This is a genomic window from Candidatus Methanoprimaticola sp. MG2 (assembly GCF_047501175.1).
In the GTDB taxonomy this organism is placed as follows: Archaea; Thermoplasmatota; Thermoplasmata; order Methanomassiliicoccales; family Methanomethylophilaceae; genus Methanoprimaticola.
This window is the reverse complement of record NZ_JBEQWH010000003.1, coordinates 158,488-182,818: the sequence shown is the minus strand read 5'-3', so window position 1 is coordinate 182,818 and position 24,331 is coordinate 158,488. Positions and strand designations below refer to the sequence as shown.

The following is a 24,331-nucleotide window of genomic DNA, read 5'->3' as shown; positions in this document are numbered from 1 at the left end:
GTCGACCTCCACCAAGCTGCTCGAGTTTGCCCCTTCATTTTCACTAATGGGTGCGAACACGAGACAGCCGAAGACCGCTACGGTCATGGTCAAGGCCGCCATGAGCTGCTTAGCCCCGTGACGCGAGCACGGATAGCATTCCAATATGTTCCTTTTCATGTGAAACACCGCAATGTGGGCTTAGCTTTCCGATCATTCCATTCGCATGGTCATAATCGAATAAGTATGGTCTTAAGAACTATATGTAGTAATCTTTTCTTACTAATGTAAATTATCTTTACAAAATTATCATTGATTCATCCGACAACATACCCGTGTGTCCGCCGAAGATGTCCATCCCGAAAAAAGCCAGATCTACGGCGTCAGAATTCTGGAGAAGAAGCATACCATCGATATCCTGATATATATGTACGGGAGGGAGTCTGTGATCGAGTCTGAGTTGCGTGCGATCACGAAGCGCGGTTATGGTTACAAGGACATCCTGATAATGTTGGCAGACAATGGCCTGGCAGAATGTGCAATGCCGGATCCGAAGTCCAAGTCGCGCAAGGTCATCACATGGTGGCTCACGGACAAAGGGAGGGCGATCGCAAAAATGCTCGAGGCCGCAGACCGTCAGATAAAAGACGTTGTGGATCCCGATACCTCCAGATGATCTGATTTGGAGAGATCCGTATCATTCCAAACATGACCTCCCTTTCGGGGATTTTGTTGAATTAAGATAGTCAGTGCCCGGAGGCGGTAACGTTGTCGTGTTCGGGCGATAGGTTCGGACGATTTCCTGATCGATCGGTCGATTCCATTTCTTCACTGAATCTGATATCACAAGATGGTCGGAACATGGAATGGAGGACCTTCAGGAGGGTGCTCTTCCCTGTCCTGTGATGATGGCAAAGCCGTTCAGTGCAAATTCGAGGTTCGGCAAGGTGCCTATTATGATATCTTGATTCTCATATGTCCTGAACGGTGTCATCGATTTAACAAAATTGCTTATCGGTTACAAGACCGTAATATCATGACCCATCCAGCCCGGTCAGCAGCTCCTCCGGGCCGACCAGCATCACGTCATGGTCCTCGGCGTACTCGGACAGCCTCTCGGTGAATCCGGATCCCGAGAACAGGACGAAACTCATGTTCTCGTCCGCATGGGCCGCTTTCGCCCTTTCCTCCAGGGAGTTCAGTGCATCGAACCCCATGGGCCTGTTACGGAACTTGCACTCGGCCAGGACGGTGCGGGTCCTCGACGGTCCGTCGTACACCGTCGCGACGATGTCTATGTCGACATCCTCGCCGTTCACGCGTCCCCACCACGTCCCGCGCCTCTTCACCTCCATGTTCCTGTCGAGCCATTCCCCGCATATGGCCTCGAACCTCCTTCCCAGGAAGGTGGCGATGTCCTGCCTGATGTCCTCGTATTTCATGTCGGAGGACGCCGGACCGTTCAGGACGTTCTCATGTCTGCGGAGTACGCTGTAGTGGAAGTCCACCATGGGATCGAGTATCGCGTATGATGGCTGGGCGGGGGCGTTCAGCATGGGGGACCTCCTCCCGACCAGGTCGATGGACTCCAGCCTGTCCAGGCGTCTCTTGCAGTCCCCCCTGTCTATGCCGAGCTTGTCCGCTATCACGCTCTGTTTGACGGAGCCGTCGGCTATGCACGAGACTATGGAGGTGTAATGGGAGCCAGGGGACAGCTCATTCGTTATCATCGATGCCCCCTCGGCACTCAGGTCCCTGATGCGGTCGATGAAGCATTCCCTGATGCACCCCTCGTAGCTGTCGCGATCCGCCATCTCATGGTACTTCGGGACGCCGCCTAGGGTCATGTAGAGCCTGAGGGTGTCCATCGGGTCCATGTCGGGGTGGAACTTCCGGCACTCCGGGAATGACAGCGGACCCACCTTCAGACGGTCCGTGAACCTGCCGTAGAGGGGACTGGACATGTCCTCGGTCATGCTGCGCATGGACGATATCGACGAGCCGCATATGACGACCATCGTGTCGGTCCCTCTAAGGTCCACGTCTATCAGGCGTTGGAGTATCGAGGATGTCTGAGGGAAGTCCTCCTCCAGATATGGGAACTCATCGAGTATGAGCAGTGTCCTCTCCATCCTGCATGCGTCCGCGATCATGAGCATGGCCTCCGTCATGGAGTCCAGTTCCGGTATGTCGCGATTGAGGAACTCCGACAGGTCGAACCTCATGCGGACGAGGTTCTCGTAGGGAGAGGATCTGCTGAACTGCATCTTCAGGGTGCGCTTTCCTTCGGAGAACCTGTCGAGAAGGGTGGACTTCCCGATCTGGCGACGGCCGTAGACTGCACACGTTCCGATGCCGTCCCTGGACCATATGTCCTCGAGGATGGAGAGCTCCTTCTCCCTTCCGATGAACCGTCTCATGATGTCGTGATGGGGTGGTGCGTATTTAATTGTGATGAATAATTGGTATTCAGACCAATAAAAAAATTCATTGGTGAATACACCAATAAAATCCTGAACGGGTCGAGACGCATCGCATCCCTGCCTCTCGGGACTCACAGGAACATCGACATGTATATCGGGACATAGGTCACGCCCCCTTCCGTACGAAGGTCCTTCATGTGCACCACATAGGCGGGCCCCACCCATTCCGAGTACTTCTCCATGAAACGGTCCAGCGAGGCATGCTGTGTGGAGTTCTGGCCGGATTTGCACTCGATCGGGACGACGGATCTCGCGGAGGACATCAGGAAATCCACCTCATGTGACTTGTCCGAGCCCTTGGTCCTGAATCTGCAGAAGTAGAGCGGATGGCCGGAGGCCACGAGCGTCTGGGCCACCATGTTCTCCATGAACATCCCCTTGTTCAGTCCATACCTGCCTCCGAGGAACTGTTCATACACTTCGTCCCAGTCCTCGTCGATGATCTGGAACGAGGATGTGAACAGGAGTCCGGTGTCCAGCATGTACAGCTTGAAGGACATCTCGTCCACGCTCAGGCCGAGCGCGGGTCCAGGGTCCGTACACCTGAGGCAGACGTTGACGATCCTGGACTCCCTGAGCCATGTGACCGCGTTCATGTACTCGCGGGTCCGGGAGTTCGTCCTGATGGACGAGGGGGAGAAGCTCTTCTCGTGCTTTGACAGCATCCCGGGTATGTTCAGGAATATGTTACGGGCCTTGGCCGTCTGATCGCGGTCTATCTTCGACATGTCCTCCGCGTACAGGTCGAGGATGTCCCTCTTCGTAGCTTCGACCTTGGAGTAGTCGTTCGTCCCTATCAGCGTCTCGACCGCCTGGGGCATGCCGCCGACGAGCATGTATGTGGCATAGCGTGACATGACCATCTTATGGAGCTCGTGTCCCAGGGGTGTGCGAGATTCGAACGCCTGTCTCAGGAGCGGTACGGTGACATCGTCGCCCTGTGCCCACAGGAACTCCTCGAAGTCCATGGGGTGCATGCGTATCCTCCGTTCCTCCGACGGTATGAGTATCTTGTCGACGTTCTGTCTGATCGAGATCAGCGATCCCGTCTCTATGTAGTCGTAGCGACCGTCGGCGACCAGGTGCTTGATCATCTGGCGGGCCTCGGGGAATGCCTGGACCTCGTCGAATATGATGACACTCCCACGTTTGACGAGGGAGGTACGGTATTTCAGCTGTAGGCGTTGGAAGAGGGCGTCGTAGTCTTCGCTGTAGGTCATGAAGATGTCACGGGTGATCTTGTCCGCCTTGGTGAAATCGATATAGAGGTATGATTCATACTCCCTGGATGCGAAGTCGAGGACCATAGTGGTTTTTCCGACATGATGGGCTCCTTCTATGAGAAGGGCGCGTGTCCCGTTGCACTCGGATTTCCAGGATAGCATCTGGGAATAGATCTTTCGTTTGAACACGGGTCTGTCGGACACATCGTGTGAAACGATATCTATTATGAAAATGATTGCTATATGATTACACCGATTCCAAAGCTGATTCGGACCGAGATTACACCTATGGCAATAGCTAAGATCCTGTTCATTACACCTATAGACATAGCTGAACGCGGGCGAGACTACACCTACAGCAATAGCTGACCGTCGTCTTCGCTACACGTACGGACGCCGTCGGGAGGATCCGGACAGGTCGCAGAACCATATGGGGGTGCGACCCGACCGCCCGGCCGGGCCGCTGGGTGAAACCATCGGCGACCGGATGCGACGGTCGCTTCCGTTTTCGTCGCCGAAATGTTGAGAAGTCGATAAAATCTTATTGAAACTAATTTGGTACATATTTCCGGGCACGTCCAGCACCCATCCATTAATACCGCACGGCCGATGTCCGGGCATGATACTCGTTGCCGACTGCGGAGACTCATTCGTCCATAACCTATCGGCGATGATCGCGTCCTCCGGACACGATGTGTTGACGGTTCCGGAGGACAGGTGTCTGCAGGTGTCCCCCCGGGATGTGGAGGCCGTCGTCCTCTCCCCCGGACCGGGCAGGCCGTACCCGGGACGCGGGTCCTGGGGGCTGTACTCGGCATACCGGGACTCCGTCCCCGTCCTGGGCGTCTGCCTGGGACATCAGACCATCTGCGCGTCCCACGGGGCGGGGATCGCGAGGGGCGGCGGTCCGATGCACGGCAAGCTCGTCAGCGTGGAGCACAGCGGCAGGGGCCTCTTCGAGGGCGTGCCCCAGGGATTCTCCGCGGTGAGGTACAACTCGCTATGCGCCATGGTCCCGGAGGGGTCGCCGCTCAGGGTGGAGGCCAGGGACGGCCGCGGGGACGTCATGGCGGTGTCATTGCCGGGACACCCGGTGTACGGCGTGCAGTTCCATCCGGAGTCGTTCCTCACCGAGCACGGGGAGAGGATCGTCGGGAACTTCCTGAGGGAGGCGGACAGGTGCGCCTGATCGATGTCTACTCGAGGATGGACAGGAGGGACACGGTGTTCCTGGACTCGTCCATGGAGTGCGACCTCGGCAGGAGGTCCGTCATAGGCATGGTTCCGTACAGGGTTCACACCCCCGACTCGTGCACATATAGGGAGTGCTTGAATGAGATCGGCGACGGTACGCTCATGGGATACATCTCGTACGACGAGGGGGCCATGGAGAACGGCATCGCCCTGAAGGGCCGCATGCCCGGGGTGCCGGGGTTCGTGCTGGCGGACTTCGACGTACTGATCGTGCAGGACCTGGTCTCCGAGGAGGTGTCCGTCACGTGCAAGGGGCGCGTCATGCCCGTTGTGGAGGAGGAGTCCCTGGCGAGGATGCTGTTGGATCCCGCAGGGGAGCCCCCGGCTCCCTGCGGGAGAGGTTACCGCATCACCGGCGACACCTCGAAGGAAGGGTTCATCGACGCCGTGGAGAGGGCCCGGGACATGATGGGGGAGGGGGAGTTCTACATCGTGAACATCGCCCGCATGCTGGAGGTCTCCTCGGACACCGACCCGTTCGACGCGTTCCTCCGTCTGAGACGCTTCAGCCCGTCCCCGTTCGGGGCGTACCTGGACCTCTGCGGGATACAGGTGATATCATCGTCCATGGAGCTCCTCCTGGACATCGACGGCGGGAGGGCGGTCACCCGTCCGATAAAGGGGACATGCCCGAGGACCGGCGACCCGGAGATGGATAAGGAGGGGCTGGAGGGGCTGCTGGGGTCGGGGAAGGAGTTCTCCGAGCTGCTGATGGTCACGGACATGGAGAGGAACGACATGAACCGCTTCTGCAGGCCCGGGTCGGTGGAGGTCCGCGGGTTCCGCGTCCCGGAGGAGCATCCGACCGTGTTCCACACGGTATCGGACATAGCCGGGGACGTCAGGGAGGACGTCCGGCTGGGGGACATCGTGTCCTGCATGTTCCCGGGAGGGTCCGTGACCGGGGCCCCGAAGGTCGCGTGCATGACCGCGATAGACGCTCTGGAGAGGAGCGGCCGCGGGGTGTACACCGGCTCGATCGGATGGTTCTCCAGGGACAGGACGGTCTTGAGCATCGCGATACGCACCATGGTGCATCTGGACGGGAGGTACATGGTCGGCGTCGGGGGAGGGATAACCTACGAGTCCGACCCCTTGTCGGAGTACGAGGAGACCACCCTGAAGTCGAAGGCGATGATGAGGGCGCTGGGGGAGGACCTCTCGGACGTCGGCGTGTTCGAGACGATGCGCGTGCACGGCGGGGACTGCCTGATGCTAGAGGAGCATCTCGGGAGGATGACGTCCGCGGCCGGGATGCTGGGGATAAGCCGGACGGTGAGCGCGGAGGATGTGCGGGAGAGGGTGGCCGACGGCAGCCTGGACGGCCGTGCCCTCAGGGTGGAGGTGTCCTCGAGGGGTGTGTCCTTCTCGGACCGTCCGATCCCGTACACCGATGGGGACCGCGTACGGGGGTTCAGGGTCGCCGTGTCCGACGTCAGGAGGGACGAGGGCTCCCTCGTGGTGGGGATGAAGACCACCCTGCGCGGGACCCTGGACTCGGAGAGGTCCGCGGCCAGGTCGGACGGGTTCGACGAGGTCCTGTTCCTGAACGGCCGCGGGGAGATATGCGAGTGCTCGGTGTCCAACGTGTTCTTCGTGCGCGACGGGAGGATCGTCACCCCGAGGGCATCCTGCGGGCTGCTCCCGGGGACCGTGAGGGGGTACGTGATGGAGAGGTTCGACGTGTCCGAGGAGACGGTCCGCATGGAGGACCTGCGCGGGTTCGAGGGGTGCTTCCTCACGAACTCCCTGTTCGGGGTGATGCCCGTGGCGTCCATAGGGGATGTGGAGTTCGCGGACAGGGACGTGGCGGGGAGGGTGCTCTCGAGGTACGTCTCGGACATGGGGATGGATCGAGGTCGTCGTCCCTGAGCTTGTACGTATGTGATGGATATTTCTGTCCATTATCCGACGTCTGATTCGAACGGTGTGGATGTAATCACCGTTCTTTCATCCACGTCCGGGGAATCTCCGGATGTTCCGGCTATATACTGTGTGCGGAGTAGGCCGTACTGCACGAGATAACCGATCGGAGTGGGATGAGTGCCTGCGTGCGACACCGGAGAGATCCGGAGGAATACGCATGAAAACAATTGGAATGAAGAAAGCAAAGCTGCTTTCAGCATTTGCCGTACTGGCGATCGCGTTCGCGGTGTTCGCAGCGATCCCGGCGGTGGCTGAGGACAGCGATGCTGATAGTTCGAATCTTATACAGATTAAAGATTCGAGTGGATTCATCAACGCCCTCACAGGCGATGGTGGAAATTATGTATTGACGGATGACATTGCTAATGTGAATTTTACAACCAACGCTGTTGTCGATCAAACAGTTAGCATTGACCTTGCTGGGTACAAGGTAACCGCTACAGGCGGTTACACTATGAAAATTGTTTCTGAGGCTACGAATACTGCGGTACTTACCCTGTCTAACGGGACTATCAACTGGTCTGGATTTAAAAATGGAACCATATCTGCATTCAGTATTGAGAAAAATGGTTCTCTGGTTCTGAATGATGTGGATTTTACCACCAATGGGGCCGCTGTTTTCCCCAATGGAGATGCCTCTAGGGTTGATATTACCAATTGTAATATCATCGGGGGGACATACGCCATCGGTACTAACAACGGTGAATCCAAAGATAACACACTCACGATAAATGTGACTAAATCTACTCTTTCTGGGACCGGATATACAAACAATGACAAGGACAACTGTACTGTCATCATCAATATTCCCAATGCGAAACTCAATATCACTGATTCTACGATCAAAGGAGAGAGGCAGTCTCTTTACGTTCGTTGTGGAACTGCGACTGTAACGGACACTGATATCACTTTCACCAATGGGTACACTGGATCTACTGCCAGTAGTTATGACAATGCGAACTGGTCTCAGGGAAACGAGGCCCCCATGAGTGCAGTCCTTGTTGGAGATAACGCAGGAGGATATGCTGGGGTCGCATCACTGACCATGACAGGATGCACCATCGATGCGAATTCTGGGAAAGCAATTCTCACATCCACTGATAACAATACCAAGATGAATCTTGTTCTGAATAATACGAATGTCTCCATTGGTTCGGAAAATGAAGTTCATATCAATGGGATTGCAGTAGAGAACAACAAGTTCACGATTTCCGAAGGATCCATCGTTATCGATGGAAATCTTAAGACCATCTCCGGGTCTGGATCAGCGACCGAGGTTGCGAGTGCAATCAAGCAGGTTGCTGGAACAGCTAAGCTTAAAGACGTGACTGTTGAGTCCGGAGAGCTTACAATTGGTGGATCCATTTCTGTCGAGGGGAGCCTTAGCATCAAAGGGGTTGTTGTAGTTGCAGCTGGGGCCAATCTTGATGCGACTTCTGCAACTGTTGTTGTCGGAGGGTCTGCAGGTCTCGTCAACAATGGAACTGTGACAGTTGGTACTCTTACGTCCTCGAATGTTGGAGCTGTCGTTGTCAATTCAGGTTCTAGCACAACCATAACAAATGGACCTCAAACTTCCGTTGTTGCAGGAGAGAAGCTCTCTGGAGACACGAATGTGAGTGTTGGTTCAATCACCACGCCTGCAAATGTCCCTTCAATGCCGACGGATGTGGCTACAGGGGTCAGTTCGATCGCTCAGATAAAGAATCTACTTGCAATGGGGGTGACCGAGTTCACCGCAGGGGTTGATTTCGATATCGCAGAAAACTTCACTCTTCCAGAGGGAGTGGAACTGAATCTGAATGAGAAGACTATTACTGTCAATGCAGGATCCAAATTCACGAACGAGGGAACCGTTTATGGCGGGATTATCGTGGTTTCAGGGATTTTCGAGAACAACGGAACCTTCGGAAAATCTACCTCCATCAACGATGAAATCACTGTTGTTGGTTCCTCTGATGACGCGATAAGAAACTACGTCATCAATAATGGCGTCATGTACCTCAGTGCTCTGACCGTGGAAGATGTTTCAAGTAAGAGGATTACTGAGTTCACCAATGCGGGAGAGCTCTACCTCACTGCAGAAACCACCACGACTGGTGCTGCTGGAAATTATGTCATTGCTCCCAATGCAACTTTCGAGAACACTGGAGCTATTTATGGGGAGAACGCTGAGATTATCGGAGGAGGATCCTTCGTCAACACCAACGGAGATGTCGGATGTAAGGTGTCCACCGCGACGATCACCGGGACGATGAGCGTCGAGGAGATCTCCGGAAAGACCTCCGGAAGCAGGACCTACGGAGCACTCCAGGAGCTCGTCATTCCCGAGGGGAAGACCTGGACCATCTCCAAGGCCAATGAGATCACGATCAACGGAAAGCTGACGGTCTACGGAACCCTCGTCGTCGAGGGAACCCTCATCATTGCCGGAGCCGGAGACGGATCCAACGATGCGATCCTCGATGTCGATGGAACCGTCACCGTTGCCAAGGACGCGACCCTTCAGATCGGGAAGATCGCTAATTCCAAGAATTACAAGGCATCCGCCACCATCGACGGGACCTTCAACCTCGATGGGAAGCTCGATCTCGTCTGCACACCTATCGATGGTCTGTACGGCAACTATGTGGACGGCTTCGCGGTCGTAGGATCGATGACCGTCTCCAAGACCGGAGCGATCTTCAAGGACGAGGGAATCATGACCGTTTACGGCGATCTCACCGTCAACGGATCCTTCGATGACGCAGTGATCGTCAACAAGGGAGTAATCACTATCGACAATTCCAAGGCCGAGGCAGCTGGGAACGGAGAGGTCCAGATCGGGATGTATGCCAATGGCGCGGTCCTGAACATCGATTCCTTCAAGTTCGTTAACTCTGGAACTGAAGTCAGTCCTGACTGGAATTACATTCAGGTCACGGATAAGGGGGCGATCCTTAAGGCCGGCAAATCCGGAGATGGGAACACTGCCATGAAGATCAAGGACGAGAATGCCAATTACTTCGTGATTGACGGAGCGTCCCTCGAGGTTACCGGTGCTGCAACACTCGATAGTGCGGCATTCACAGGGAAGCTTGTGATTACCGAGTCCATCTCTTCGAAGACCATCACCATCGGAGGAGAGAAGGCGACCCAGTACACGAACAAGATGGATGTCAGCGGTTCTGCTTCCACCACCGTGTCCTATACCAAGGATGTCGGTGCAAGTGCTGATGATACTGTCAGCGTGGTCGGTGCCGATATGGGAATGATGGGAGGTGTGACCAGCACCAGTTCCGACTCCAAGTATAAGTTTGTAGGCGGAGTCGAGATCACTGATGAGCTCACCATTGGGAAGTATCTCCGCATGGTTACCGCAGGAGTTATCGATGTCTCCGGAACCGTGTCCAACCTCGTCAAGGGATCCGCTACGATTGCTAACGGCGGAGAGATCACCGTCACTGGACTTATCACCACTCTCAACGGAATCACCGGAGGGGTCGTCAACGCAGCCTATTACGAGATTACCACCGGAACCGGTGACAACGAGTCCACGACCAAGAACTATTCCGCATTCGCATCCGCTGTGGACGCCGTCACTGTCGAGGGCAACACCGCGGACAAGATTGTCGAGGTCATGGGCAAGATCACCATCAAGGAGAACGTTACCGTTCCCGCAGGTGTCGCCGTCATCTTCGACAGCAGCGCTGACACCAACACCCTCACCGTCGGAACCACCACCGAGGAGGGGAGGGCCGTCACCGTCACCTTCGCCAAGACCGCGACCATGAGGTCCGCGTCCGAGCAGGTCATCGTCAACGGAACCCTCACCTTCGAGGACAAGACCAACGACCTGACCAGGGACACCGTCTCCGACGTCACCGTCGAGGATGAGGCCGAGAACGGGAAGAGGACATACACCAACATCTTCACCGCAATCCAGAACTCCTCTGCCGGACAGACGATCACCGTCACCAAGGAGACTGGAAACGTCGAGATCACCCAGAGTCTGACCATCCCCGAGGGAGTCACCCTGTACGTTCCCGCCGATGCCGTCTCCATCGTCCTCGATGACGGAGTCACCCTGACCATCGACGGAACCCTCATGACCGAGCTCGATGTGCTCGCCGAGACCATGTTCGGAACCTCCGCCATGGATCTCGATGCAGTCGAGGGAGGAGCGGATGCGAAGAGGTCCAGTGCGATCGTCGTCAACGGCTACATGCTCGTCAGTCTTGATGTAGCTACGAGTGGCCTCAAGTACGACAACAGCACCGCTGTCGCCGGTGACGGTTACTCCAGCCTCATCGCCGGAGCACCTATCTATGGTGCATACTACACCTATGATACCGATTGGGCAGCTGTCTCTCCTGTCGACAAGGCGATTGCCGTCATCGACAAGATCTCTGACAAGATCGTCCTCAACGGACCCATCACACTCGGAGACATCGCATTCACCGGAACCGATGACTGCGATGAGATCGAGGTCAGCAACAAGCAGGTCAACAATGTCCCTGCAGGCGGAGTCGCCATAGACACCGTCGTCACTGCCAACAGTGTGACGATCGTTGACGCCACTTTCGATGTCATCGGAACCTTCAACGGGTCTGTCGTGGTTGGCGGAGCTACCGTCACTTTCGTCGACGTGTCTGGCTTCACTGCCGGATTCAACACCGATGACGAGCCTATCGTCACTGGTTCCCTTTCAGAGGGTGTCGGAGAGGTTGACGCTGCCGTCACCCTCGCCGCTGGAAGCCTTGTCGCTCCCTCCACCCTTAGCACGACCACGCCCTTCACCGTCGCCTCCGGAGCGACCCTCGTCGCTGAGGGAGCTACCTTCAAGACCCTGAAGGTCGCCGGAACCGTTTCCGTAGAATCCAACAAGGTCCTGAACGTTAACGTGACCGATGCGGTCCTTTCCATTCTCGAGGGCGGAGTCCTCGATGTCGCAGCAGCGACCGACACCACCGCACAGGGAACCGTCAACGTCATCACCCTCGACGTCGGAATGGACAGCAGGAAGGAGACCACCACTGGTGCAGTCGCCACTATCAACGGTCCTGTCAACGTGACCTCCAAGGCATTCGTTGTTGCTGGTTCCAACGTCAGTACTGAGACCCAGACCGTCCTCGACAAGATGTACAGCACCCAGTACAATGTCGACGGAGCACTCTGGATGACCGTCTATGCGCAGTCCAACGCAGTCGATGTTGACGCTGTCAAGAAGGCACCCGTCGAGAACGCATGGTTCGGAGGATGGGAGAACGCCAAGGGAGACAAGGCCACCGGTGTTGCACACGTCGGAGCGGATGACTGGAAGGTCGTCGATGCGATTATCAAGACCGATGTTTACAAGGTCTTTGTCTACGCCAACGAGGGAATCGCCAACGTCTATATCGATGGAAACCTGATGCAGAAGGGAACCATTGGGGATGTGAGCGAACAGTTTGTTCAGGGATACTTCCTGATGGTCGCCGCCGGCGAGCACAAGATCACCTACGACCTCACCAACGGATGGACCGGAACCGCTGCCTTCAAGGTTAACGGCGATACCATCTCCGGCAACGCGTTCACCACATCCGGAACCCCCAAGGATTCTGAAGATTCCTTCGATCCGATCGTGTACAACGTCCAGATCAGTGGTCTCGAGAAGTCCGGATACGTTCCCGACTCCCCCGATGCACCCGCAGAGTCCGGCATGGGAATCACCGACTACCTGCTGATCATCCTCGTCGTCCTCATCGTCGTCATGGCCATCATCGTTGCCATGAGGCTCATGAGGAGCTGATCGTAAACGAACGATCGAGCGAGAGATCCAACCAATCACCTGAACAGGAAACACAGGAGGTCCGCAAGGGCCTCCGCCCTCCGAGAGGAGACCACCATCCAACAACCTGAAGTCAGAGAAACACGGCCTCCCCGGCGATCATCCGGGGAGGCCCCTTACACTGTTCGATATACGTCGGGTTCAGAGCCCGTCCTTCCCTGCATTCCTCAGCCCGATCCCCCTCTTCGGACAGATGGCATCCACGAACGATGCGCAGAACAGGGGATAGTGCTCCACACCGTCCTGCGAGACCATGATGTTCCCGTACTCGAACTTGATCCACCTCTGTATCTGCTTCCCCTCGTCCGAGGTCATCAGCTTCTTCAGGGACGCGGCCTTCCTGTTCTTACCGGACTTCACCTCTATGGCGCACAGGTCCGCACCCACGACGGCGATGAAGTCGATCTCCATCTCCTTGTTCTTCTCGTAGTAGTATGGGGAGATCCCGTTCTTCACGAGCATGGAGCAGACCACGTTCTCCGCCACCGCCCCCTCGTTCACCGAGAGGTCGTCGTCCATCATGGCGTTCCTCGTCTCGTCCCCGAGCATCTGCACCAGTATCCCCGTGTCCAGGAGGTACATCTTGAACATGGAGGGATTGATGTTCTTCCTCAGGGGCCTCGCCACCGCCCTCAGCCTGGGGACCGTGTTGACGAACCACGAACCCTCCAGCCAGTCTATCGGCTCCCTGTACTCGCGGAGCCCCACGTTCCCCTTGTCCTCTATGTTTGTGAACATCAGGCGCTTGTTGGACCTCGACAGCTCGTACGGCACCAGGTCGAATATCCTGCGGACCTCGTTCTTTATGTCGTCCTCCGAGTACGAGTAGATGTCGTTCCGGTATCCGCTTATCAGCATCTCCTGCGCCTCGATCACCTTGCCCATGACGCCGGTCTCCACGGAGACCTTGACGGGTTCGGGCATCCCCCCGACCACAAGGTACTGACGGAAGTAGTCGTGCATTATCCTGTAGAACACAGGGTCGAAGGGCTCTTTGCGGGACACGTGGTCCCTTATGATGTCCGTGTTGTCCTTGGACACCCCCAACGCCCATAGGTATTCTTCGAAGTCCATCGGATGCATCATCACCTCGCGGACGGACCCTACCGGGTAGGACTCGGGCGGATTGTAGTGCAGTCCGAGCAGAGATCCCGATCCGATGACGTCCATCCTGCCGTCTAGGACGAGGTCCTTCATGGCCATCTCCGCATTGGGACACTGCTGTATCTCGTCCAGGAACAGCAGGGTCTCCCCCTTCTCCGGCACGAAGTCGGGATATGCGGTGGTTATGAGCATCATGATCCTGTCAACAGAGGGGACGTCGAAGATGGACCGGTTCCTCTCCTTCAGTAGGTCCAGTCTCAGGAAGTTCCTGTAGTGCCTCTTCCCGAACTCGGTGACGATGTACGTCTTGCCGACCTGGCGCGCACCCTTGATGAGGAGTGCCTTCCTCAGAGGATCCGCTTTCCATTCCAGGAGGGTCTGCATCATCTTCCTTTCCATGGAGCTGTCATCCTCCTAGAGGTTTAACTACTTTTAGAATTCTAAAAGTAGTGTATTTACTAGAAATAGAATTCTAAAAGTAGTGAGTTTACTAGAAATAGAAAATCCGAACCTCATGGATGCATGTCGTCCAGGAATCCCGCGCAGAACAGAGGATAGTGCTCCACGCCGTCATCGTCCAGCATGATGTCGGAGTTCTCCAGTTTGATCCTCCTGTCCACATGGTGCCCGTAAGATTCCAGCCTGTCCAGTGACAGGGACGTCCTGTTGTTCCCGGACTTCACCTCTATGGCCGCGACATCGCCATGGACCATCGTGACGAAATCGATCTCGAACTTTCCCTTCTTCTCGAAATAGTATGGGGTGCGTCCCAGCCTCTCGATGCATGCCGAGATGCAATTCTCCACTATCGCTCCGATGTATGCATCGGACTCCGGAGCGACGATCCTGGACACCAGGTCGTATTCGTATGAAGCGGTCAGCAGTCCGATGTCGTGCATATAGACCTTGAACGCCTTCTCGTCGACGTTCGCACTCAGAGGGACCAGGGGTTGGTTCAGCCTGTTGCAGTACGTCACTACGTTGGCATCCCTTAGCCATAGTAGGTTTCCCTCATACTTCCTGGCGGCATTCGGGTCATCGGGGTCCAGGTCGGCATATACGAACCTCCTGTTCGGTTTCGCAAGCTGCCGGGGGACGGATTCGAAGCATGCCTTCGTCTTGCTCATGTTCGGACCGGTGACGTACCTCTCGATGTCATCGATGCAGCTTCTCAGGATGTTCCTGTTCTCTTCCCATGCCGTGCTGTAGATGCCATCGGACACGAACTTGGACACGGCTCTGGGCATCCCTCCGACCACCATGTAGTCCCTGAAGTGTGCGGACATGAGGTCATACACGGCGGGACCCAGTCCGTCAAGGTCGCGTATGCGGCGACGGACGTCATCGATGAATGCGGGATCCATCCCGATTGCCCATAGGTACTCCTCGAAGTCCAGTGAGTTCATGCGGAGCTCCCTCTCGTACCCCACGGGGACTGGGGCGTTCAGGGAACCTTTGATGTGCACCCCTGTGAAGGATCCGGCCGCTATGACATCGTATCTACCGTCGATGGCGAAAGGCTTCAGGGATGTGCGGGCGCGGGGACACTCCTGCACCTCGTCGAAGAAGAGCAGGGTCCTCCCGGGGATGAATCTCACATCCTTGTCAAATGCGGAGATCATCCTGACGATCGTGTCCACATCGAGATCACCTTCGAAGACCCTCTTGTAGGAAGGGTTTGTGATGAAGTCGATCTTCACGAAACTCTCGTATTCCTTCCCGAACTGCTCCACTATGAAGGTCTTCCCGATCTGACGGGGACCTTTTATCAGGAGACATTTGCCGTCTTTGTCATGTCTCCATTGCCGTAGTCTCTTCAGGACCTTCCTGCGGAGCATGATGAAGGATGCGATATCGACGATATTATGGTTATTATCAAGATATCAATAACGAAACAGTGATGAAAATCACTCCTGACTGTTCATCTTTATTGGGGGAGGTCAAGGCAGGACACGATATCTTATCATCATAGATGAGGTCGAAAATGATCTGTATCTGTTAATGGTGAGTACATTCACTATTTTTGTTCCTCATATTCCAATAATATCAGAAATCAATTTCCAATAATATCGGAAATAAAGTTCTAATATTATCGGAAATAAACATCCACTAATATTGGAAATATTCATATTCATCTTCGGTGATGACCATCTATGGGTTCTGAGTATCGTCCTCGCGTCATAGATTCGTATGTTGAAAAGCGGATGAAGTCGTTTGGAGCAATATTAATCCAAGGTGCTAAAGGTTGTGGAAAAACTAGTACTGCAAAGAGATTTTCCAATAGCATGGTTCATATTATCGATACCAGAAACCCTGGAACCCTAGAGTTGGCTCGTACATCTCCGCGTGATATCCTTCCTGGAGAGAGTCCCCGCCTTATCGATGAGTGGCAGGCCGCTCCTCAGATTTGGGATGCTGTAAGGGATGTGATAGATGAGAGAGGAATCACGGGACAGTTTATACTAACGGGATCGTCTGTACCTCCTGAGGAGACATACCATCATACGGGTGTTGGGAGAATTGCACGTGTGACTATGAGGCCAATGAGCCTATTCGAATCAGGAGAGTCCAATGGAAAAGTGTCAATGAAGGATTTATTTGATGGAAAAGTATCGGGGTTCGCATCATCGGATCTCACTGTCAGGGATATTTTTCGGGCAATGGTCCGTGGAGGGTGGCCTTTTGCTATCATCAACGATATCGATGATGGTACGTACGCAGAGGGTTACGTGGATGCGATAGTAGAAAGCGAAGTATCTCGTGCAGATGGTGTTAAATACGATTCTTCCTCGGTACGGAAGGTCCTGAGGTCCCTCGCCCGCAACATCTCCACTCCTGTGAAGATCTCCACCATCGTGGCAGATGTCATCGGGGACAGCGGTTCGATATCGGACAAGACCGTCAAGAGCTATCTGGGTGCCCTCTCCAAGATATTCGTCACCGAGGACATCGAGGCATGGAACCCCTCTGTGCGTTCGGCCACAGCCATTCGTACATCAGCGAAGAAGCAGTTCTCCGACCCGTCACTCGCCATCGCCGCCATGGGCCTCGATGTGGATGGACTGCTCTCAGACCTCAGGACCGCCGGGTTCTACTTCGAGTCCCTTTGCGACAGGGACCTGCGCATATACTCCCAACCGATCGGTGGGGAACTGTTCCATTATAGGGACAGCTCCGGCCTAGAGGCGGATGCCGTCATCCATCTGAAGGACGGCAGGTGGGCTCCCGTGGAGGTCAAGCTCGGAGTGGACGGCATCGAGAGCGGGGCCAGGAACCTGTTGAGACTCAGGGACCGCGTCAATACCGAGGCACTCGGGGAGCCGTCCTTCCTGATGGTGCTGACATCCGTCGGCACCGCGTATAGAAGGGACGATGGCGTCTGGGTCGTACCGATAACGTGCCTCGGTCCCTGACCGGAAACGACCGTTGTATGGGATCGCGTCGAATGATGATCGAGTAAAAGAAATGAGACCGATGCCGGGCGCATGCCCGGTCTTCACGGTCGGTCCTGCCGCGAGTCTCTGTGCTCCCTGCACCTCTCGACGAACCTCAGCGCCATCTCCGGGTTTGAGTAGTAGTAGAGGTGCGGGTATCCGGCGATCATCGTGCCGTTGTCGTTGATGCACCTGTATGAGTTCCCGCGCTTCGTCGCCTCCCAGTCGTCGCCGTTGCACTCGCTGTCCCAGTAGTGGAACTCGTGGCCCTTGACGGTCAGCGGTCCCCGCGTAACCCCCTCGGAGGTCACCGGGCTGAGCGTGACGTACCCGAACCTGCACAGCTTCCCGGAGTTCCATGTCCTCCCGGGGATCACGCCGCACATCCTCCTCTCGACGCCGTCCCTGTCCTCCATCCTCTCGTGGAGGTACATGAACCCGCCGCACTCCGCGACGCATGGGAGGCCGTCGGTCACCTTCCGTCTGATGTCGTCCAGCATGGAGACGTTCGCCTCCAGCTCCGCACCGTGGAGCTCGGGGTAGCCTCCGGACAGCACGATGCCGTCCACGTCCGGGAGCCTCTCGTCGCGCATCGGCGAGAACCTCACGATCTCCGCGCCGCATCTCTCCAGGAGCTCCACGTTGTCCTCGTACGTGAAGCAGAAGGCGTCGTCGTCGGCCAGGCCGATCCTCACATTACCCTCGATGCGACCCACGTCCGGGGCCTCGTAGTGCAGGTCCGGGGCGCCGTCCGCCATGGATATGATGGAACTTATGTCCAGCGAGTCCTCCAGGACCTCGGCCAGCCTGTTGAGCTTCTCCTTCAGGGCATCTATCTCCCCGGGGAGCACGAGCCCCAGGTGCCTGCTCTCCAGCACGAGGTCGGTGACCTTCGGCACGTACCCGAACGGTTCGATGCCCATCTCCCTCACCAGGGGGGCGACCGCATCGTAGACCTTCTTGGACATCTGGTTGAATATCACGCCGCGGATGTTGTTCTCCCTGAACTCCTTGAACCCCTTGAGCACGGCGAGCGATGATATCGACGCGCCGCGGCAGTTCACCAGGAGCACCACCGGGATGCCCAGCTTGTTCGAGACGTCATAGGAGCTGGCGTCCGTCCCGTCGAACGACACCCCGTCGTAGAATCCCATGACCCCCTCGACGACGGATATGTCGCACTGCTCGGCGGTGCGGCCGAACAGGTACCTGAGGGTGTCCTCCTCGACGAAGTACGCGTCCAGGTTCTTCGACCTGGTGCCGATCACGCGGGAGTGGAACATCGGGTCTATGTAGTCCGGCCCGCACTTGAACGAGGCGACCTTCAGGCCCCTGTTCACGAGCGCCTGCAGGAGCCCGCAGGTGACCAGCGTCTTCCCGCTGCCGCTGGCGGGAGCGGCAATCATGAACCTCGGAAGGCTCATCTCCCCCTCACCACCGCGATGTACACGGGGTTCTGCCCGAACATCAGGTGGTATCCGCCGATCCTCTTGGACCTGGCGACGCTGACGCTCACGATCTCCTCCTCCACGAGGTCCAGCTCCTTGATCGTCTGGGCGGTCTCCGCCATGGTCTCGATGGTGACCGAGTTGATGGCGATCCTGACGTCCGGGTTCTTGGACAGGAGGCACTTCACGATCTCCTTCAGGTTCCCGGACGACCCGCCTATGAACGCGTGCGTCGGAAGCGGGAGGTCTCTCATGGCTTCGGGGGCCAGTCCCCTCACGACCTCCACGTTGGGTGTCTTGAACGTGCGCTTGTTGACCTCGATGAGGTCCGCGGCGACGTCCTCCTTCTCGATGGCGTACACCTTCCCGTTCACGGCGGTGAGGGCCATCTCTATGGACACGGAGCCGGTGCCGGCCCCGATGTCGTACACGACGGAATCGTCCGTCAGCTTCAGCTTCGCCACGGACAGCGCGCGGACCTCGGATTTCGTCATGGGCGCGTCCCCGCGGGTGAAGCATTCGTCGGGTATCCCGATGGGGTTGCGCCTATCGGGGGCGGGGTTGAATATCATGGCCACGCAGAGGTCCCCGAACTCCATCCCCAGGAGCTCATCGGGGGTCCCCTTCACGACCCTCTCGGTGGGGTACCCGAAGTCCTGACCGACGGCGATGGTGACGTCCATGCCGTAATCCTTGAATAGGGAGCACATCCCGTGAACCGTGTCCTGTCCGGACAGCAGCGTGAAGACCTTAGCATGGGTGTTCGCGAGACCGACGAGGTTGGAGTCCCTGCCGTGGGCGCTGGTGAGGTACGCGTCCTGCCAGGTGTCCCCCAGCTTCGACGCCAGGTACACGATGGACGAGATCCCGCACTCCACCTGGATGTCGTACTTGGACCCGTCCAGGCGAGCCAGTATCTGTTTGGCCCCGCTGTAGAAGCCGGTGTCGCCGGACATGAGGCAGGCGATGTTCCGGGCACACGTGTCCCCGTCCAGGTACTCCGCGATCCTGTCGGCCCTGTATTCGGTCAGGGTCTCCTTCCCGGAACAGTCCACCGACTCCAGCATCCTCTTCGCTCCGATGACCAGGTCCGCACCGTTCAGCGCCCCCAGCGCGCGCTGGGTCAGGTCCCCCGGGCCCATCCCGATGCCTATGAGGGTCACCTTCCTCCTGCCTGCGGGTGCGTCCGTGCCAATGTGTTCCAATCCGAGCCTGTCGTCGACCATCTTCACTACCTCATCGAAGCTGTACCCTGATTCCTCGGGTTTGCTTATCAATACTATCCTCGCGCCTGCACGGCGCGCGGCGCTCACCTTCTCCTGGAACCCGCCGATGGTGCCGGAGTCCTTGGTGACCAGCCACTTCGCGTCGGAACGGACCAGCGCGGCGTAGTTCTCCTCCTCGGTGAACGGGCCCTGGGCGCAGATCAGGTTCCTTCCCTCGAACCCGAGGTCCAGGGCCTTGTCCATGGACGCCCTGGTGGAGAGGACGCGCGCGGTCACGCGGTCGCCCGGAATCCCCGCGTAGAGGGGGAGCTCGTTGGACCCCGTGGAGGCGAGGATGTTGCCCTCGGTCCCCTTCAGGAAGTCGACCGCGTCCTTCACGGAACGCACCTCGACCACGTCGTCCGGCACCCTTCCGCCGTCCCTCAGGAGGCGGATGCATTCGACCCCCGCCTTGGCGCATCCCTCGCGGATGTGCTCGGAGATCCTCCTGGCGTACGGGTGGGTGGCATCTATGACCAGCGAGTATCCGTTCCTCGATACGGTGTCGGCGATGCCGTCGGCGCCTCCGCAGCTGCCGACCTGGACGTCCACGTCGTCGTCCTCCATAACCACCGCGCCGTACTCCGTCGCGACGCGAACATGGACGGGGATCCCGCGGGAGTGCAGGTATCCGGATATGGCACGCCCCTCGGTCGTGCCGGAGAACACGAAAACCCCGGTCAAAGGAACCTCGCCCCCACATCTTTGGAGCAGATCGCGACGGTCATGCCGTCCTCCGCGGTCTTGCGCTTTATGAACCGTTCGCCGCCGGCCTTGACCGCCGAGCGTTCGCAGACGCAGTCCACCGTGGTTATCTTCGTGACGAAATCGGACTTGGAGAACTCCCCCTTGACAGAGTTCAGCTCGTCCGCGGTGTAGAACAGCGCCTGAACCTCCAGCTTCTTTGCGAGCCTCAGTATGGCCTGCTCGTCCTTCTTCAGGTCGATGCTGGCTATCGCGAGTACCCTCTCCCTGGCGATCCCGTTCTCCCTCAGCGTCCACTCTATGAACGACTCCATCTTGTCAGGGTCGGTGTCGCGCCTGCACCCGATGCCCAGGATGATGTCCATGGGCACCAGGTTGAGCGTGGTGTCGAACGGCCTCTTCCCGGGGTCCGCGGATACGCACACCCCGAACGCCCCATCGTCAGCGAGGACTATGCCCTCCGGGAGCTCCCCGGATATCGGGATGTCGGAGCAGAACCCCACGAACCTCCCGTCCAGGACGCGTGCGGACACGTCCTTGGCCACCTTCATGCTGGATATCCTCATCCCGTTGTGCTCCGCGAACGTGTCCACCGAGAACTTCCCGTTCAGGTCCGTCGCGGTGGTCACCACCGCCTCGGACCCCATGCGCTCCGCGATCCTCTCGGTCAGCTCGTTGCAGCCGCCGATGTGTCCGGACAGCAGGGCGATGGTCCATCTCGCGTGCTCGTCCATCACGACCACCGCGGGGTCGGTGGTCTTGCTCTTTATGAAGGGCGCGATGTAGCGGACCGCTATCCCCAGGGCGCCTACGAAGACGATGGCGTCGCATTCGGTGAACGCCGCCTTGACCCACTCCTTCATGGGACCCTCTACCCTTCTGATGCCCATGGTGTCCGAGGACGTCTTGCAGAACAGCTCCACGTCCTCGTCCAGCGACTCCCTCAGCCTCAGCGCCGTGGAGCACCCGTTGGCGGAGAACGCCACCGCCCTGATCCTCATTGGGACTCCTCCCTGACCCTGTCGAGGAGCTCGTCCGCCAGCGACGTCTTCCCCAGCAGCCCGTAGACCGACGAGAACATCACCGCCCCGACGCGGATCGCTCCCCCGGTGCGGTGGTTCATGTGGAACTCTATCTTCCCCATCATGATCTCGGAGACCTTCGGTATGAGCCCCTCGCGGTCCAGCACCTCCAGCGCATCGTCCGTCGATATGCAGCCCATGACCTCTTTGATGCAGTCCAGGGAGGCGCCGGCCATGGCCCCGTTGGATGCCAGGATCTCCATCCTCGCATCGGCGTTCCTGGAATGCGTGTTCATTATGCCCCCGGCGAGCTTCACCATCTTCCCCAGGTTGGACACCAGCACGATGTCCACCCCGAGCTCCACCGCGCAGTCGAGCATCTCGCCCACGAAGTTGCTGCACTTGACGGCGAACTCCGGGTCTATGCCGTCGATCCCCTCGGAGAAGTCCTTCCCGTAGTTCCCGGGGACCACGAGCAGGGTCCCGGCCCCGTTGGCGACCCTCATCCTCATCTCGGTCCTCACGGTGTCGATGAGCGCGGTCTCGCTCATGGGCTCGACTATCCCGCTGGTGCCAAGGATGGAGATGCCGTCCACGATCCCCAGGCGTGGGTTGAACGTCTTCCTCGCGATCTCCATCCCCTCGGGGACGGATATGACCGCCCTCAGCCCCCCGGTGTACCCAAGCGAGGCGGAGACGTCCTCGAGGGCCTCCCTGATCATCGACCTGGGGACGCGGTTGATCGCGGCGTTCCCGGGCGGCTGGTCGAGCCCCTTCCTGGTGACCCTCCCGACGCCGGTCCCGCCGTCCACCTCTATGCCGGACTCGATCCTGGACACGGTGGAGTAGACCAGCGTCCCGCTGGTCGCATCGATGTCGTCCCCTCCGTCCTTCCTGACGGCGCAGGACGCCTCGTCATCGGTGACCCTCAGGTCCTCTATCGGCAGGTCCAGGGTGATGCCCTTCGGAGTGGTTATCCTCACCGAGGGGACCGCCTCCCCCAACAGGGCCAGGGCGGCGCCCTTGGATGCCGCGGCAGCGCACGTCCCCGTCGTGTGTCCGCGTCTCAGGCGTCTGTTGTTCACGAAGATGAACATCTCGTCGGGTCCGGCATCTTGGCTCATTCTGTCTCCTCACTGTTGGATGGATAAACCAATCCATTAAATTATATTTCGTCCATAACGCGGAACCATAGGAAGCGTGTTCGATAATGGCAGGCAAGCTGTACGGCATCGGGGTCGGTCCCGGGGACCCGGGACTTCTGACCCTGAAGGCGAAGGAGATCCTCGACAAATGCGGGATAATCGCATATCCTGTCCGCAAGGCCGGAGAGGGAAGCACGGCATTCGACATCATCAGGCAGGTCGTCGACGTATCTGAGAAGAGCATCGAGGAGTTCCTGTTCAGCATGGACCCGGACGATTCCGTCAGGGAGAGGTGCAGGGCCGAGGCCATGGACAAGATGTGCATGCTCCTCGACAACGGGGAGGACATCGCGATGGTCACCCTCGGCGATGTCGGGGTATACAGCACCTACATGTACATCGACAGCGAGATCGCCTCCCGCGGTTACGAGACCGAGGTCATCCCCGGGATCCCGTCCTTCTGCCACGGTGCGGCCCTGGCGGAGATCCCGCTCATGATCGGGAACGAGGGCCTGGCCGTCGTGCCCGTCGCCAAGGAGAACTCGAAGCTCCTCCACAACGCGCTGGAGAACTTCGACAACATCGTGGTCATGAAGGCGTTCAAGTCCATGCCCCTCATAGCGGAGGAGATGGATGCGCTGGGCGTCCCCAGGGACGGGGCCACGGTCGTCAGCAACGTCGGCATGGAGGACCAGTACATCGGTCCGATGGACGTCGACCGCAGGTACGGGTACTTCACCACTGTCATAATCAAGAAGAACAAGGGAGGCAAGGACATATGATATCGTTCATCGGAGCAGGCCCCGGGGACCCGGAGCTCATCACCATCAAAGGAAGGAGACTCATCGACAGCGCGGACGTGATCATCTACGCGGGATCGCTGGTCAACCCGGGGGTCCTGGAGGGCCACAAGGAGAGCGCCGCGATCTACAACAGCGCCCTGATGGACCTCGACGAGGTCATAAAGGTCATGTCCGAGGCCGAGGCCGAGGGGAAGAAGGTCGTCCGCGTGCACACCGGGGACCCTGCGATCTACGGGGCCCACAGGGAGCAGATGGACAGGCTCGACGAGCTCGGCATCACGTACGAGGTCATCCCGGGGGTGTCGTCCGCGTTCGCGACCGCCGCCGCACTCAAGGCGGAGTACACGATGCCCTCCAAGAGTCAGACCGTCATATTCACGAGGATGGAGGGCAGGACCCCCATGCCCGAGGGCGAGAAGCTCACTGACCTGGCGAGGCATCATGCCACCATGGTCATCTTCCTGTCCATCGGGTTCATGGAGGAGATGGTGGAGCAGCTGGAGGCCGGAGGGTACGAGCCCACCACCCCCGTCGGGGTGGTGTACAAGGCATCATGGCCCGACCAGATCATCCTCCGCGGGACATTGGCGGACATCGCCCAGAAGGTCAAGGACAACGGCATCAAGAAGACCGCCCTGACCGTCGTCGGGGACTGCCTCGGGGACGACTACGAGCTGTCCAAGCTCTACGACAAGCATTTCACCACCGAGTTCCGCAAGGGGAAGGAGTGA

At 57.9% G+C, this 24,331-nt stretch carries 16 protein-coding genes and 1 pseudogene; 8 read left to right on the top strand and 9 right to left on the bottom strand.

The annotated features are described in order from the left end of the window. Nucleotides 1–316: 316 nt before the first annotated feature. Nucleotides 317–655, top strand: a complete 339-nt coding sequence (locus V5D86_RS03390; RefSeq protein ID WP_414595290.1) for a hypothetical protein — start codon at nt 317–319, stop codon at nt 653–655. A 358-nt stretch (nt 656–1,013) separates the two neighbouring features. Here V5D86_RS03390 and V5D86_RS03385 read toward each other — a convergent pair whose 3' ends face one another. Together V5D86_RS03385 and V5D86_RS03380 are read right to left on the bottom strand one after the other, a co-directional pair. Beyond that, a complete protein-coding gene (locus tag V5D86_RS03385) occupies nt 1,014–2,399 on the bottom strand; it encodes an ATP-binding protein (protein WP_414595289.1) in 1,386 nt (461 codons plus the stop codon). A gap of 134 nt (nt 2,400–2,533) precedes the next feature. Beyond that, a complete protein-coding gene (locus tag V5D86_RS03380; RefSeq protein ID WP_414595288.1) occupies nt 2,534–3,847 on the bottom strand; it encodes an ATP-binding protein in 1,314 nt (437 codons plus the stop codon). A 457-nt stretch (nt 3,848–4,304) separates the two neighbouring features. Here V5D86_RS03380 and V5D86_RS03375 point away from each other — a divergent pair, with 457 nt between their 5' ends. Beyond that, nucleotides 4,305–4,874, top strand: coding sequence for an anthranilate synthase component II (locus tag V5D86_RS03375; RefSeq protein ID WP_414595287.1), 570 nt, complete (start codon nt 4,305–4,307; stop codon nt 4,872–4,874). Then, the gene (locus tag V5D86_RS03370) at nt 4,865–6,811 is read left to right on the top strand and encodes a bifunctional anthranilate synthase component I family protein/class IV aminotransferase (RefSeq protein ID WP_414595286.1); all 1,947 of its coding nucleotides are present in this window, start codon (nt 4,865–4,867) and stop codon (nt 6,809–6,811) included. The genes V5D86_RS03375 and V5D86_RS03370 overlap by 10 nt, the downstream gene beginning before the upstream one ends. A 1,221-nt stretch (nt 6,812–8,032) precedes the next feature. Here the strand turns inward: V5D86_RS03370 and V5D86_RS03365 are convergent. Further along, nucleotides 8,033–8,422, bottom strand: a complete 390-nt coding sequence (locus tag V5D86_RS03365; RefSeq protein ID WP_414595285.1) for a hypothetical protein — start codon at nt 8,420–8,422, stop codon at nt 8,033–8,035. Nucleotides 8,423–8,738: 316 nt separating this feature from the next. Between V5D86_RS03365 and V5D86_RS03360 the strand changes: the two genes are divergently transcribed. Beyond that, nucleotides 8,739–12,635 (top strand): beta strand repeat-containing protein, encoded by a 3,897-nt coding sequence (locus V5D86_RS03360; protein WP_414595284.1) that lies wholly within the window; start codon nt 8,739–8,741, stop codon nt 12,633–12,635. Between the two features lie 180 nt (nt 12,636–12,815). On the opposite strand, the gene V5D86_RS03355 is transcribed toward V5D86_RS03360, so the two are convergent. Continuing rightward, entirely contained in the window at nt 12,816–14,177 is a 1,362-nt protein-coding gene (locus tag V5D86_RS03355) for an ATP-binding protein (protein ID WP_414595283.1), read from the bottom strand. Nucleotides 14,178–14,290: 113 nt separating this feature from the next. Continuing rightward, nucleotides 14,291–15,616, bottom strand: coding sequence for an ATP-binding protein (locus V5D86_RS03350; RefSeq protein ID WP_414595282.1), 1,326 nt, complete (start codon nt 15,614–15,616; stop codon nt 14,291–14,293). A 315-nt stretch (nt 15,617–15,931) separates the two neighbouring features. Between V5D86_RS03350 and V5D86_RS03345 the strand changes: the two are divergent. Further along, nucleotides 15,932–16,324 (top strand): annotated as a pseudogene (locus V5D86_RS03345) (AAA family ATPase); the annotation flags it as partial. 183 nt (nt 16,325–16,507) lie between these two features. Then, entirely contained in the window at nt 16,508–17,191 is a 684-nt protein-coding gene (locus V5D86_RS03340) for an ATP-binding protein (RefSeq protein ID WP_414595356.1), read from the top strand. Nucleotides 17,192–17,274: 83 nt separating this feature from the next. Here the strand turns inward: V5D86_RS03340 and V5D86_RS03335 are convergent, their stop codons facing one another. The 4 genes from V5D86_RS03335 to cbiD are packed head-to-tail and all read right to left on the bottom strand — an operon-like array spanning nt 17,275 to nt 22,776. Continuing rightward, nucleotides 17,275–18,636 (bottom strand): cobyrinate a,c-diamide synthase, encoded by a 1,362-nt coding sequence (locus V5D86_RS03335; protein WP_414595281.1) that lies wholly within the window; start codon nt 18,634–18,636, stop codon nt 17,275–17,277. After that, nucleotides 18,633–20,609 (bottom strand): precorrin-6y C5,15-methyltransferase (decarboxylating) subunit CbiE, encoded by a 1,977-nt coding sequence (gene cbiE / locus V5D86_RS03330; protein WP_414595280.1) that lies wholly within the window; start codon nt 20,607–20,609, stop codon nt 18,633–18,635. The genes V5D86_RS03335 and cbiE overlap by 4 nt, the downstream gene beginning before the upstream one ends. Continuing rightward, the gene (locus V5D86_RS03325; RefSeq protein WP_414595279.1) at nt 20,606–21,631 is read right to left on the bottom strand and encodes a cobalt-precorrin 5A hydrolase; all 1,026 of its coding nucleotides are present in this window, start codon (nt 21,629–21,631) and stop codon (nt 20,606–20,608) included. Before V5D86_RS03325 ends, cbiE begins: the two co-directional genes overlap by 4 nt. After that, the gene (gene cbiD / locus V5D86_RS03320; RefSeq protein WP_414595278.1) at nt 21,628–22,776 is read right to left on the bottom strand and encodes a cobalt-precorrin-5B (C(1))-methyltransferase CbiD; all 1,149 of its coding nucleotides are present in this window, start codon (nt 22,774–22,776) and stop codon (nt 21,628–21,630) included. The genes V5D86_RS03325 and cbiD overlap by 4 nt, the downstream gene beginning before the upstream one ends. 86 nt (nt 22,777–22,862) lie before the next feature. On the opposite strand from cbiD, the gene cobI reads away from it, so the two are divergent. Both cobI and cobM read left to right on the top strand, forming a co-directional pair. Next, complete coding sequence (gene cobI / locus V5D86_RS03315) at nt 22,863–23,579, top strand: precorrin-2 C(20)-methyltransferase (RefSeq protein WP_414595277.1); 717 nt, start codon at nt 22,863–22,865, stop codon at nt 23,577–23,579. Beyond that, on the top strand, nt 23,576–24,331 hold the full coding sequence (cobM, locus tag V5D86_RS03310; protein WP_414595276.1) for a precorrin-4 C(11)-methyltransferase: 756 nt from the start codon (nt 23,576–23,578) through the stop codon (nt 24,329–24,331). Before cobI ends, cobM begins: the two co-directional genes overlap by 4 nt.